Here is a 13,528-nt window from a genome sequence, read left to right on the forward strand (position 1 = left end):
GCAGGAGTTGGCGTGAAGGAGGCAGCGCATGATGCCTGCCATGAATGACCCGCCGTAAAGGACTCCGCCCTTGAGTGAATCAGCACCCTCCCAGCCTCCACAACCCACCGCCACTGATGAAGGCATCACCGGCAACGAGGCCCCGCTGCTGAAGCTGGCCGCCATCGATCTGGGTTCCAACAGCTTCCACCTGCTGCTGGCCAACCACCAGGCGGGGCAATTGCAGGTCGTGGCCAAGCAGGGTGAGAAGGTCCAGCTGGCGGCAGGGCTGGACGAAGACGGCATGCTCAGCGAGGAAGCCATGGAGCGCGCCCTCAACTGCCTCGCCCAGTTTGCACCCTTCATCGACGGCATCGAGGCCGACCATCTACGGGTCGTGGGCACCAACGCCCTGCGCGCCGCGCATAACAGTGAAGAACTGATCGAACGTGCCGAGGCTCTGCTGGGGCATCCCATCGAGATCATCGCCGGGCGCGAAGAAGCCCGCCTGATCTATCTGGGCGCGGCGCATGCGCTGGCCGATGTGCACGGCAAGCGTCTGATCGTCGATATCGGCGGCGGCTCCACCGAGTTCATCATCGGCGAGCAATTCGAGCCCCAGTTGCTGGAAAGCCTGCACATGGGCTGTGTTGCCTATACCAAGGCCTTTTTCCAAGATGGCGAGATCAGCGAGAAGCGCATGCGCCGCGCCGAGCTGGCCGCACGCTCGGAACTGGCCAGCATCCAGCGCACCTATCGCGAGATGGGCTGGGATGACCCGGTCGGCTCCTCCGGCACCATCAAGGCCGCCGCCAACGTGCTGGAAGCGCACGGCTGGGCCCCGCATGGCGTGGTCACACGCGAAGGGCTACTCAAGCTGCGCGCGGCGCTGCTGGAATTCAAACGTCTCGACAAGGTCAGCCTGCCCGGCCTGAAGAACGATCGTGCCACCGTCTTCCCGGCGGGCATCGCCATTCTGTGCGGTGTCTTCGAGGCATTGGGGCTGGAGCAGATGCGCTACTCCGACGGCGCGCTGCGCGAAGGCGTGCTGTTCGATCTGATCGGGCGCAACACGCCGGAGGATTCACGCCTGTCAGCCATCGAGTCGCTGCAGCGTCGTTATGGCATCGATACCCGCCACGCCAGCAATGTGCGCGACACCGCCCTGCAGCTTTTCGATCAGGTCGCCGGCGACTGGGCGCTGGGGGCGACGTCACGCCAACTGCTGAGCTGGGCCGCCGAACTCCACGAAGTCGGCCAGGCGATTTCCCACAGCCAGTTCCATCGCCATGGCGCCTACCTGCTCGAGCATTCCGACCTGCTCGGCTTCTCGCGTCCCGAACAGCGCGCGCTGGCCTTCCTAGTCCGTGCCCACCGTCGCAAGTTCCCCAGGAACGAACTGGCGACGCTGCCGGAGCCGCAGCAACCGCGTCTGGCGCGCCTGGCACGCCTGCTGCGCATGGCGGTGATGCTCAACCATTCACGCTCGGAAGCGCCGGTGCTCGGCATGCATCTCAGCGCCGAAGGCGACGATCTGACGCTCAATCTGACCGAGGAATATCGCGATCACAGCCTGATCAACGATGACCTCAGCCAGGAAAGCGAGCTGCAGAAAGCCGCCGGCATGACGCTGACACTGGCCGATCCCTGAGCGAGCCCCAAGCAAGATATCGGCGAGATCGCCCGCTGGCCTCACTGCGATGTGAGTGAGGCCAGTAGCCACCAGCCCCGCGAGGGGTGCCACAGCCCCGCGACTGTCCCGTCGTTCATGCGCGCCACACGCAACTGCTCACGCTGCCAGGGCGGGATGTCGGCTTCCTGCAGCAAGCGCTTGATATCGCGCCGCCCCCGCCCTGCCACTCGCAGTACATCTCCCGGCTGACGCGACGTGAAGGCAACATGCTGCTCGCCCCTTCCCAGCGCCCGCCATGCCTTGCGTGCCTCAGAATCCCACTCGCAGGAAGGTCTCTCGCCGGGTTGGCGACCACTTCTCGCGTAGCCGTTATCACCTTGTCGGTGGCAAACGCTCTGCTCAATAACGGTATCTGAGACCTGCCACCACAGCTGTCCGCGCCACGCGCGCACGCTGACGGCATATTCGGCATTGCCCCACTGCACCTCGGCCACCGAGTCGGGCGGCGTGGCGATCAAGCGCTGCAGGCTCATCAAGCGCCCGCGCGGCGGCACCGGCCAGCCACGTGACTGGCATAGATGGCGCAGGACCAGCCGTTGGCGTGACTCACTCAAGCCTGCCAGCTCCGTCAATGACAACTGTGTCTCTTGCTCCCGCCCTTGATCCAGGCCCTGGTTCAGTCCCGGATCAAGACCCTGCCCCTGTCCTTGTCTCTGAGCCAGGCGCTCAGCGCCTGTCACCTGAACCTTCGTCAACAGCTCGGCCGCCAGCTCATCAAGCAAGGACTGCTCTTCCTGCAATTGCTGCGCCGAGCGCGCCAGGCTGGCCACGGCCTGCGGCCAGCGCGCCTGCAACAGCGGCACAACACTGTGGCGCAGGTAGTTGCGATCAAACTGCTGATCGACATTGCTGGGGTCTTCGCACCAGTCTCGCCCGGCCTGCAAGCCCTGCTGGCTCGCCAGTGTCTGGATTTCATCGCGCGAGATACCCAGCAGCGGCCGTAGCAGTCGTGCCCGCCCAGGGGATGCCTCACCCATGGCCAGCGCCCGCTCAGACGGCATGGCTGCCAGCCCGCGCCCGCCACTGCCACGCAGTGCGTTGAGCAACAGCGTCTCGGCCTGATCATCTTGATGCTGCGCCAGCCACAGGCTATCCCCCGCCACCAGACAGGCGCTCAGCGCCGCCAGCCGCCCTTCGCGCGCTGCCGCCTCCAGTCCTCGCGACTTGAGTGCTGTCTCCGCCAGCGCCAGATGACGCACGCTAAGCGGCAGCCCGAGACGCGAGGCCAGCCTGCGCGCCAGCTGCTCGAAATCATCGTTGGCTGCCTGCAGGCCGTGATGCACATGCACCAGCCGCAGTCGACGCGGGCAGTCCTTGACCGCACGTGCCGCCAGCCGCGCCAGCATCACCGAATCCAGCCCACCCGAGAGCGCGACCCATACCGTGCGCCTGGCATCGCTGGCCTCGAGCGCCTCGCGCACGGCGACGAGTGCGCGCGACTCCGCCATCTCGCTCAATGGTTGAGCGAACAGGTACAGCGAATCCAGTGAGGGGGACAGAGACATGTCGGGCTCCTATCGCGAAGCGGAGGAAAGAAGTCGAGGAGAAAACGCCGGCCCTGAACGCAAGAACGCCCCCGGAAGAATCCGGAGGCGTCCTGGTCACGCGGGCATGAGCCGATCGCGCATCATGCGAGAGGCACCGGGATCAGACCGGGGCGCCGTAGCTCATCAGGCGCTGGTAACGACGCTCCAGCAGGGCATCGGTATCCATGGCGCCAAGACGCTCCAGACCTTCGCCCAGCGCGGCCTTGATGCTGTCAGCGGCGGACTGCGGGTTGCGGTGCGCGCCACCCAGCGGCTCCTTGATCAGGTTGTCGACGAAGCCCAGCTCCTTGAGGCGCGAGGCAGTGATGCCCATCGCGTCAGCGGCGTCGGCGGCACGTTCGGCACTCTTCCACAGGATGGAAGCACAACCTTCCGGCGAGATCACCGAGTAGGTGGAGTACTGCAGCATGTTCAGCTCGTCACACACGCCGATCGCCAGTGCACCGCCGGAACCACCCTCACCGATGACAGTGGAGATGATCGGCGTCTTCAGGCGAGACATCACCGCCAGGTTGTAGGCGATGGCCTCGGACTGACCACGCTCCTCGGCACCGATGCCCGGATAGGCACCCGGAGTGTCGATGAAGGTCAGGATCGGCATCTTGAAACGCTCGGCCATCTCCATCAGACGGCAGGCCTTGCGGTAACCTTCCGGACGCGGCATGCCGAAATTGCGACGCACCTTTTCCTTCACGTCGCGACCTTTCTGGTGACCGATCACCATCACCGGCTTGTCGTCGAGACGCGCGATACCGCCGACCAGTGCTTCGTCGTCCGCGTAGTGACGGTCGCCGTGCAGCTCATCGAAGTCCGTGAACAGGTTCTCGAGATAATCGAGGGTATACGGGCGCTGCGGGTGACGTGCCAGCTGAGATACCTGCCAGGCGCCGAGGTCCTTGAAGATGGACTCGGTGAGCTTGGTGCTCTTTTCCTGCAGGCGAGCGATCTCGTCAGACAGGTTGACCTGGGAGTCGTTACCGACCAGACGGAGTTCCTCGATCTTGGCCTGCAGCTCGGCGATCGGCTGTTCAAAGTCCAGATAATTGGGATTCATAAGGCGTTTCGTTCGTCGTCTCGGGCAGCCAGGAAAGCGAGTCGGCCGGGTCACTCCCCCTGAGCACACGCTCAGGCGATCTGTGGCACACGGCGGTCACAGTCGGCATGGAATTGGGTACGGAAAAGATGGACAGGCATTATCGCACCCTGTTCGACAGGTGCAAACCTTGCCCGCCTGTTAGGCGTGGATTAACTCTGCGCCCACGCCGCTCATCTCGGTGCTGTGCCTGCCCCGCCGCTTGGCGAGGCAGGCATCATCCTGTCGGCCAGCAAGTCAGTCACGGTACTTGAGGCGCACGCCGCGCTGGCCTTCCACCTCACCCAGCTGGATCAACAACTCATCACTGGGCGCAACGCGCCATTGCTCGCCCAGCTCCAGCCAGGCCTCCGCCGCGGCGTTGCGATAACGCAGACGCATCGGCAGGCCTTCACTGGCCAGGTGTGGCGTCAGCAAGGTGGTCAGCTGCTGGGTGAAGCGACCGCCGATGTCCTCGGCGGCAATGCTCATCTCGACCGCCTCACCGAAGCGCGCCCGCGCATCGATGATCGGCGTGACATCCTTGCCGCGCAGACGCAGGCCGCCGGAATAGTCATCCTGACTGACCTCGCCTTCGACGATCACCACGCTGTCAGGCACCAGCTTGTTGCGCACCTGATCGTAGAGCTCACCGAACATCGAGGCCTCGATGCGTCCGGTGCGGTCATCCAGGGTCACGAAGGCCATGGTGTCGCCCCGCTTGGACTTCATGGTGCGCATGGCGATCACCAGCCCGGCGATGCGCTGCGGCTCGCGCGACGGTTTGAGATCACTGATGCGCGCATTGATGAAGCGCTTGAGCTCACCCTCATACTCATCGATGGGATGGCCGGTCAGATAGAGCCCCAGCGTGTCCTTCTCGCCGGTGAGACGTTCCTTGTCGGTCCACTCGCGCGCCTTGCGATAGCCGGCGTAGACATCGGTTTCCGGCTCGCTGAAGGCATCGCCGAACATGTCAGTGATGCCGACATCATTGTTGGCGTGATTCTGGGAGGCGGCCTTGAGCGCATCCTCCACCGCCAGCATCAGCACCGCGCGCGACGGGCCGATGTTGTCCAGCGCACCGGAGCGGATCAGCGCCTCCAGAGTGCGCTTGTTGATCTTCTTGGCATCGATGCGCTTGCAGAAGTCGAAGATGTCACTGAACGGGCCACCCTCGGCTCTCGCGCTGACGATGGCATCAATCGGGCCTTCACCCACGCCACGGATCGCGCCCAGACCATAGACGACGCGCCCTTCCAGATCGACGGTGAACTTGTAGCCGCCGAGGTTCACATCCGGCGGCGTGACCGTGAGGCCGATATGGCGGCACTCCTCGATCAGCGGCACCACCTTCTCGATGGTCTGCATCTCGGTCGAGATCACCGCGGCCATGAACGGCCCCGGATAGTGCGCCTTCAGCCATCCCGTCTGGTAGGAGACGAGACCATAGGCCGCCGAGTGCGACTTGTTGAAGCCGTAACCGGCGAATTTCTCCACCAGATCGAAGATGTTGCCGGCCAGGTCCTTGTCGATGCCCTTGCCCGCACACCCTTCCATGAAGCCGGCACGCTGCTTGGCCATCTCTTCCGGCTTCTTCTTGCCCATCGCGCGGCGCAGCATGTCGGCCTGCCCCAGCGTATAGCCGGCCAGCACCTGCGCGATCTGCATGACCTGCTCCTGATACAGGATGATGCCGTAGGTCGGCTCCAGTACCGGCTTGAGCAGCTCATGCTGGTAATCCGGGTGTGGATAAGACACTTCGGAACGACCGTGCTTGCGGTTGATGAAGTCATCCACCATGCCGGACTGTAACGGCCCGGGACGGAACAGGGCCACCAGGGCGATCATGTCTTCCAGGCAGTCGGGCTTGAGCTTCTTGATCAGCTCCTTCATGCCGCGGGATTCGAGCTGGAAGACGGCCGTCGTCTCCGCCTTCTGCAGCATGTCGAAGGTCTTGGCGTCATCCAGCGGGATGTCATCGATATCCAGTGGCGGCAGCCCTTCGCGCTCACGGACCTTGTCGACCATCTCGGTCGCCCAGTCGATGATGGTCAGGGTGCGCAGCCCCAGGAAGTCGAACTTGACCAGCCCGGCCTCCTCGACATCGTTCTTGTCGAACTGGACCACCAGACCGCTGCCGTCTTCATCACAGAGCAGCGGCGCGAAGTCGGTCAGCTTGGTCGGCGCGATCACCACGCCCCCGGCGTGCTTGCCGGTGCCGCGCGTGGTGCCCTCGAGCTTGAGCGCCATCTCCCAGATTTCCTGGGCTTCCTCGTCGTTGTCGATGAATTCCTTGAGCTGCGGCTCCTGCTCGATGGCCTTCTCCAACGTGATGCCGACCTCGAAGGGAATCAGCTTGGAGAGCTTGTCGCCCAGCGAGTAGGGCTTGCCCTGGGCACGCGCCACGTCACGCACCACGGCCTTGGCAGCCATGGTGCCGAAGGTGACGATCTGCGAGACCGCGTTGCGCCCGTAGCGCTCGGCCACGTACTCGATCACGCGGTCACGCTTTTCCATGCAGAAATCGACGTCAAAGTCAGGCATGGAGACACGTTCCGGGTTCAGAAAGCGCTCGAACAGCAGGTCATATTCCAGCGGGTCCAGATCGGTGATCTTCTGGGCGTAGGCCACCAGCGAGCCGGCACCGGAACCGCGCCCCGGACCGACCGGCACGCCGTTGTCCTTGCCCCACTGGATGAAGTCCATGACGATCAGGAAGTAACCGGGGAAGCCCATCTGCAGGATGATGTCGAGCTCGAAATCCAGCCGCGTGCGGTAGCGTTGCTCGATCTCGGCCCAGGCCTCGCTGTCGCGCGGATGCCTGGCGTGGGGATACAGCTTGTCGAGGCGCTCCGTCAGGCCATCATGCGAGACCTTGCGGAAGAACTGGTCCATCGTCATGCCTTCCGGCACCGGGAATTCGGGCAGGAAGTAGGTGCCCAGCTGCACGGTCACCGAGCAACGCGCCGCGATCAGCACACTGTTCTCGAGCGCTTCGGGAATGTCGGAGAACAGCTCGCTCATCTCCTCGGCGCTCTTCAGGTACTGCTCATCGCTGTAGCGGGTCTCGCGCCGCGGGTCATCCAGCGCCTTGCCTTCGCCGATGGAGACGCGCGTCTCATGGGCCCAGTAGTCTTCACGCTTGAGGAAGCGCACATCATTGGTGGCCACCACGGGCGTATCGGTGGCCTCGGCGAGCGCTACCGACAGATGAAGGCACTCTTCCTCGTACTGACGCTGGGTGCGGGTCAGCTCCAGATAGAAGCGATCCCCGAACACCGACTTCCATTCACCGAGCAGTGCCCGAGCGCTGTCCTCGTGGTCCGACAGTAGATGACGGCCGATCTCGCCTTCACGGCCGCCGGACAGCACGATCAGGCCCTCGGCCTGCTCGAAGATCCACTCTTTCTCGAGGTAGGCGCGGTCCTGCTTCTGGCCATCGGTCCAGCCGCGCGAGATCAGCTCGGTGAGATTGCGATAACCGGTGTCGTTCATCGCCAGCAGCGTGAGGCGATACGGGCGCGTGGCATCCTGGGGATTGATCAGCCACATGTCGGCACCGATGATCGGCTTGATGCCGGCAGCGCGCGCATTGGAGTAGAACTTGACCAGCCCGAACAGGTTGGCCTCGTCAGTCACCGCGACAGCCGGCTGGCCCGCCGCGGCGGTCGCCTTGATCAGCGGCTTGACGCCGGGCAGACCATCGACGAGGGAGAACTCGGTGTGAACGCGCAGGTGAACAAAGGGCGTGGTCATGGAATCGGCTCGTGAAGTCGGCGTGACGGTGAAGGATTCGGTTGCGGCTGGTGCTGTCGTCGCTGCGGGTGACGGCGGCTGCGAGGCTGAAGGCTCGGGCTTCAAGGATAGCCTGTCAGCGCCATCGTCTGAAGGTGCAGCGTCTGGCCGGACAGGCTCGACTGACGGGGATGCCGCGGTCTCACTGGCATCAGTCAGACCACGGCTGGTGGCTTTTTTGCCGTGGAATACTGGCTCGTCTCGCTTGCATCGCTCAGCATCGCGCTCGGCTCTGGCGTTGGCTCGACCTGCACTCCTGTCTGCGGCCCTGCCGGCGTGGCGCTGTCATCCAGCTCTGGCGTCGCCATTTCTGGAATCGCAGCCTCCGGGGTCGGAAGCGCGATCAGCGCGTCCGGTGGCACGGCCTGTGGCACGTGCCCCGACATGAACAGCCGCTTGACCGGCCCGAAGCTCTTGCGGTGCAGGGTGAGGATGCCATGTTCCTCGATGGCGGCCTGGTGCTCACGAGTCGGGTAGCCCTTGTGACGCGCGAAGCCGTAGACGGGGAAGCGCGAATCCAGCGCCGCCATCTGGGCGTCGCGATGCACCTTGGCCAGAATCGAGGCCGCGCCGATGGCAGCGTGACGCAGATCGCCCTTCACCACCGCCATGCCGGGAATCTCGTGCCCCGGCAGTCGATTGCCATCCACCAGCAGGTATTCCGGGCGCACGCCCAGTGCATCGATGGCACGCCGCATTGCCAGGTGCGTGGCCTGATAGATGTTCAGCTCATCGATCTCGTCACTGGAGGCCTCGGCGATCGCCCACGCCCAGGCACGCGCTCGAATCTGCTCGTAGAGGGCCAGACGCTTCTTCTCGCTGAGCTTCTTGGAGTCCGTGATGCCCTCGATGGGATCGCTCGGGTCCAGAATCACCGCTGCCGCCACCACCGGACCAACCAGCGGTCCACGTCCGACCTCATCGATACCGGCCAGCAACTGCCCCTGGTAGGGAATCACCAGCGGCGGGAAATCATCGGCGGGTTTACGCTTGCGCGCAGAAGGCGGAGTGGCGTGGCTGTCGGCAGAGTCGGTCATGATATCTCGAGGCGTAAGACAACAGGCAGAGCGCCAACGCGATCTGCCTGTCGAGGTGATTCAATCAAGGGTAGCGCTATGTCTGGCGGTGACACGCGGGATCAGCGTCCGGCCAGCTCACCTATGGCGATGGCGGCCGCAGCGCTGGCATCACAGGTCAGTTCACGATGCATGGCGGTGAAACGCTCTCGCAGTTCTCGTTGGCGGGCGACGTCACCGGCGGCACGCGACAGCAATGGCGCAAGGCTTTCCTCGATGGACTCCGGCGTGGCGGCGTCCTGGATCAGCTCCGGCACCAGCGTCTCGCGGGCGATCAGATTAGGCAGGGAAATCCACTCGGTCTTGACCATATGCCGCGCGATGCGATGTGTCATCGGCGCCATGCGATAGGCCACCACCATCGGGCGATGACAGAGCAGACATTCGAGCGCCGCTGTGCCGGACGCCAGCAGCACGGCATCGGCGGCGGTCATCGCTTCACGCGATTGGCCATCCACCAGATGGATGCGGCTGCGATCCAGACCTTCGCGCTCCGCCATCAGGGACTCGAGCTCGGTGCGCCGCAGCGGCGTGGCCGCCGGGATCACCACCTCAAGGCCAGGATAACGCTGACAGAGACGCTCGATGGCGGCCAGGAAGGTCTCGCCGAGAAAGCGGATCTCGTTGGCGCGGGAGCCCGGCAATACCGCCAGCAGCTGCACTTCCGGATCGATCCCCAACTGCCCACGGGCAGCAGCGCGATCATCCTCGAGCGGCAACTCATCGGCCAGCGGATGGCCGACGAAGGTCACCGGCACCTGATGCTCACGATAGAAGGCGGCCTCGAAGGGCAGGAAGGTCAACATGCGATCGACGGCGCGGCGAATGGTCTTCACGCGCCCCTGACGCCAGGCCCACACGGAGGGGCTGACGTAGTGCGCGGTGGTGATGCCCTGCTTGCGCAGACGCAGCTCGAGCCCCAGATTGAAGTCCGGGGCATCGATGCCGATCATCACGTCGGGCTGCCACTCAAGGGCGTCGCGCAACAGATGGCGACGCACCTTGATCAGCGCCGGCAGATGCTTGAGCACCTCGACCAGCCCCATCACCGACAGGGTTTCCAGCGGATAGAGGCTGTCAAAGCCCTCGGCCTGCATGCGCGGGCCGCCGATGCCACGGAACTCGACATCGGGATAGCGCGCCTTGAGCGCGCGCATCAGGCTGGCACCGAGGATGTCACCGGAGAGCTCCCCGGCTACCAGATAGATGCGCATGCTCAGCGAGTCAGACCGCGTGTGGACGCCTTGAGCGAGGCGATGAAGACATCGCGCTCGGCCAGCGGCGGCTCGGCTTCCAGCTGCTCGAGGGCCTGGGCCAGCGTCAGCCCCTGACGGAAGACCGTCTTGTAGGCCGTGTTCAGCGCGGAGATGGTCTCGCGGCTGAAGCCACGACGCTTGAGGCCGACGCTGTTGAGGCCATGCGCTTCCGCCGGATGACCATTGACCATCACGAAGGCCGCGATGTCCTTGGTGATGATGGAGCCACCACCCGCCATGGCATGTTCGCCGATATGGCAGAACTGATGCACCGCCGACAGGCCACCCAGAATGACGTGGTTGCCGAGGTGGACATGGCCGCCCAGCGTCGCCTGATTGGCCATGATGCAGTCGTCGCCGATGATGCAGTCATGACCGACGTGCGAGTAGGCCATGAACAGGTTACGACTGCCGATACGCGTGAGGCTGGCATCCTGGACGGTGCCGCGATGCAGGGTCACGCCCTCGCGGATGACGTTGTCATCCCCGATCTCCAGACGCGTCGGCTCACCGGCGTACTTCTTGTCCTGGCAGTCCTCGCCCACCGACGCGAACTGGAAGATACGGTTGCGCTCACCGATGACGGTGGTGCCCTTGATGACGACATGCGGCCCCACCACCGTGCCAGCGCCGATCTCGACATCAGCCCCGATCACGCAGAACGGGCCGACCTCGACATCATCGGCCAGGCGGGCGCCGGGATCGACAATGGCAGTAGGATGTATCAAGCGACCTTCCTCTCGGCACAGATGATTTCGGCCTCGCAGACCACATCGCCATCGACCTTGGCCTGACAGGCGAATTTCCAGATGCCACGCTTCTCGCGCAGCACGCGGGCGCTGATCTCGAGCTGATCACCCGGCATCACCGGGCGCTTGAAGCGCACATTGTCGCTTCCGACGAGATAGTAGATGTAGCCATCGGCGGGGCGTTTGTCGACGGTCTTGAAGCCGAGAATACCCGCCGCCTGAGCCATGGCTTCCACGATCAGAACGCCCGGCATGATCGGGTGCTCCGGGAAGTGACCATTGAAGAACGGCTCGTTGATGCTGACGTTCTTGCGCGCAACGATGAACTCGCCAAGGGTCAGGTCCATGACACGATCGATCAGCAGGAAAGGATAGCGGTGCGGGAGATACTCACGGATCTCGTTGACGTCCATAACCATTGGCTTGCAACCTCTGAAATAACGAAATGCCTGCCGCTCGCGGGCAGGCATGTAATGACGGTCCGGACCGCCGTTCGGGCAATGGCGCGCATTATAGCGTCCTTGCGCGTGGCTGGCAGCCGCTCATTGCCCGACAGTGCGCCAAGCAGGTGCGAGACCCCGCTCTGGACAGGTACTACCCGGGCTTGCAGTACTACTTGTCCTTCAGACTCTTCTCTACCTGATTCAAGCGTCGCGCCAACTGATCCAACTGCTTGAAACGCACGGCATTTCTGCGCCACAGGCCGTTGTCCATCGCGCCAGTACCGGAGGAATAGACGCCCGGCTTGGTGATGGAGTTGGTCACCAGGCTCATGCCGGTCACCTGCACGCCATCGGCGATTTCCAGGTGCCCCGCCAGACCCACACCGCCGCCCATCAGACAGTAGCGCCCGACCTTGGTGGAGCCGGCGATGCCGACACAGCCCGCCAGTGCCGAGTGATCCCCGATCTGGACGTTGTGCGCAATCTGGACCTGGGAGTCGATCTTGACGTCATTGCCGATGATGGTGTCGCCGAGCGCGCCACGATCGATACTGGTGCAGCTGCCGACTTCGACATCATCGCCGATCAGCACGCCGCCGAGCTGAGCGATCTTGTGCCAGCCCTTGCCATCGTGGGCAAAACCGAAGCCATCGGCGCCGATCACGCAGCTGCTGTGGAGCACCGCACGCGCACCAACCACCACGCCATGATAGAGCGTGACATTGGGATGCAGCAGACAGCCCTCGCCCAGCACGCTGTCGGCCCCGATCACGCAACCCGCCTGAATGCGCGTGTTGTCACCGATGCTGACGCCCGGACCGATCACGACCTGCGGGCCGACCTCGACATTGGCCCCCAGGGTTGCGGTCTCGTCGATGACGGCACTGGCGTGCACGCTCGCCTGAGGCTCGACCGCCAACGGATCGAACAGACGCGACAGCTCAGCGTAGGCCAGATACGGATTGTCCAGCACGAGGGCATTACCCTTGCACTCTTCAAGATGGCTTTCATGCAGCAGCACGGCAGTCGCGGCGGTTTCCCCGAGATACTTGAGGTAGGCGCGATTGGCGAGGAAGGCGATATCGCCGGGCTCAGCATCGACCAGCGTCGACAGGCCGGTGACCCGGACAGCCGGGTCACCGACGAGACGAGCGCCCAGCCGCTGAGCCAGATCCTCGAGAGTGTAAGAGAATTGTCGCTTTTTCATTCTGTCTCTGGGCGCTGAGCGCCTCTGGCTCGCATTCGCGTTGTCATGCTCGGATGCAACACATCCCGCACGCTTGCGCGCGCGGAATGCACTCAGTTGAGCGAGTTGAACACCTGAGTCACTTCATTGGTCAGATCCAAACCGTCCTTGCTGTAGACCGTCGCATTGCGGTCGACCAACAGCTCGATGCCATGCTTGTCGACGACCTGCTGGATGGCCTTGTCGAGCTTCGGCTTGGACTGCTTGAGGAAGGTCTGCTCCGCCTGTTGCTGCTGCTGCTGGACCTGACCACGCAGCTGCTGGAACTGGCCACCCTTCTGGCGCAGCTGCTGCTGCACGGACTGACGCTCGGAGTCGGACATCACGGCGCCGTCCTTCTGAAGCTTGGCCTGCAGGGATTCCAGTTCCTTGGCGAGAGCCTTGGCCTGGTCCTGCTTGCCGGCCAGCTGATTCTTGAGCTGGTTCATGGAAATCTTGGCCGAGTCGGAACTCAACAGCGCCTGGCGCCAGTCGAGGACCGCGACTTCGGTGGCCTGTGCCAGCATCGGAGTTGCCATGGCGGCAAGGCCACCAGCCAGACACAGGGCGCGGGTCAATTTACGCATCACACAAACTCCTTGTAGACCTGTTGCTCGGTCACTGATGACTCAGCGACCGACGGTGCGAAAACCGGCGACGGAACAGGGACAGCGCCGCCGGTGGTCGTGA

At 63.8% G+C, this 13,528-nt stretch carries 9 protein-coding genes and 1 pseudogene; 1 reads left to right on the forward strand and 9 read right to left on the reverse strand.

Features of this window, described 5'->3' with window-relative positions; genetic code table 11:
• The first annotated feature begins 124 nt into the window (after positions 1-124).
• A complete protein-coding gene (gene ppx / locus QQF40_RS09385) occupies positions 125-1,630 on the forward strand; it encodes an exopolyphosphatase (RefSeq protein ID WP_285461183.1) in 1,506 nt (501 codons plus the stop codon).
• Between the two features lie 41 nt (positions 1,631-1,671).
• On the opposite strand, the gene tilS is transcribed toward ppx, so the two are convergent.
• From tilS to QQF40_RS09430, 9 genes and pseudogenes are all read right to left on the reverse strand, one after another.
• Positions 1,672-3,177: a tRNA lysidine(34) synthetase TilS gene (tilS, locus tag QQF40_RS09390; RefSeq protein ID WP_285461159.1), complete on the reverse strand. Its 1,506-nt coding sequence runs from the start codon at positions 3,175-3,177 to the stop codon at positions 1,672-1,674.
• A 142-nt stretch (positions 3,178-3,319) separates the two neighbouring features.
• A complete protein-coding gene (gene accA, locus QQF40_RS09395) occupies positions 3,320-4,273 on the reverse strand; it encodes an acetyl-CoA carboxylase carboxyl transferase subunit alpha (RefSeq protein WP_175089663.1) in 954 nt (317 codons plus the stop codon).
• A 276-nt stretch (positions 4,274-4,549) separates the two neighbouring features.
• A complete protein-coding gene (gene dnaE / locus QQF40_RS09400) occupies positions 4,550-8,050 on the reverse strand; it encodes a DNA polymerase III subunit alpha (protein ID WP_285461160.1) in 3,501 nt (1,166 codons plus the stop codon).
• Positions 8,051-8,481: 431 nt separating this feature from the next.
• Positions 8,482-9,126, reverse strand: a pseudogene (gene rnhB, locus QQF40_RS09405) (ribonuclease HII); the annotation flags it as partial.
• A gap of 101 nt (positions 9,127-9,227) precedes the next feature.
• Complete coding sequence (gene lpxB / locus QQF40_RS09410) at positions 9,228-10,379, reverse strand: lipid-A-disaccharide synthase (RefSeq protein ID WP_107335918.1); 1,152 nt, start codon at positions 10,377-10,379, stop codon at positions 9,228-9,230.
• Positions 10,380-10,381: 2 nt separating this feature from the next.
• Positions 10,382-11,149: an acyl-ACP--UDP-N-acetylglucosamine O-acyltransferase gene (gene lpxA / locus QQF40_RS09415; protein WP_043333008.1), complete on the reverse strand. Its 768-nt coding sequence runs from the start codon at positions 11,147-11,149 to the stop codon at positions 10,382-10,384.
• A complete protein-coding gene (gene fabZ / locus QQF40_RS09420; protein WP_175089667.1) occupies positions 11,146-11,589 on the reverse strand; it encodes a 3-hydroxyacyl-ACP dehydratase FabZ in 444 nt (147 codons plus the stop codon). The genes lpxA and fabZ overlap by 4 nt, the downstream gene beginning before the upstream one ends.
• A 193-nt stretch (positions 11,590-11,782) precedes the next feature.
• Positions 11,783-12,820: a UDP-3-O-(3-hydroxymyristoyl)glucosamine N-acyltransferase gene (gene lpxD, locus QQF40_RS09425; RefSeq protein WP_175089668.1), complete on the reverse strand. Its 1,038-nt coding sequence runs from the start codon at positions 12,818-12,820 to the stop codon at positions 11,783-11,785.
• 92 nt (positions 12,821-12,912) lie between these two features.
• Positions 12,913-13,425, reverse strand: a complete 513-nt coding sequence (locus QQF40_RS09430) for an OmpH/Skp family outer membrane protein (RefSeq protein ID WP_175089669.1) — start codon at positions 13,423-13,425, stop codon at positions 12,913-12,915.
• Positions 13,426-13,528 lie beyond the last annotated feature (103 nt).

Source organism: Cobetia sp. LC6 (genome assembly GCF_030264805.1).
Classification (GTDB): Bacteria; Pseudomonadota; Gammaproteobacteria; order Pseudomonadales; family Halomonadaceae; genus Cobetia.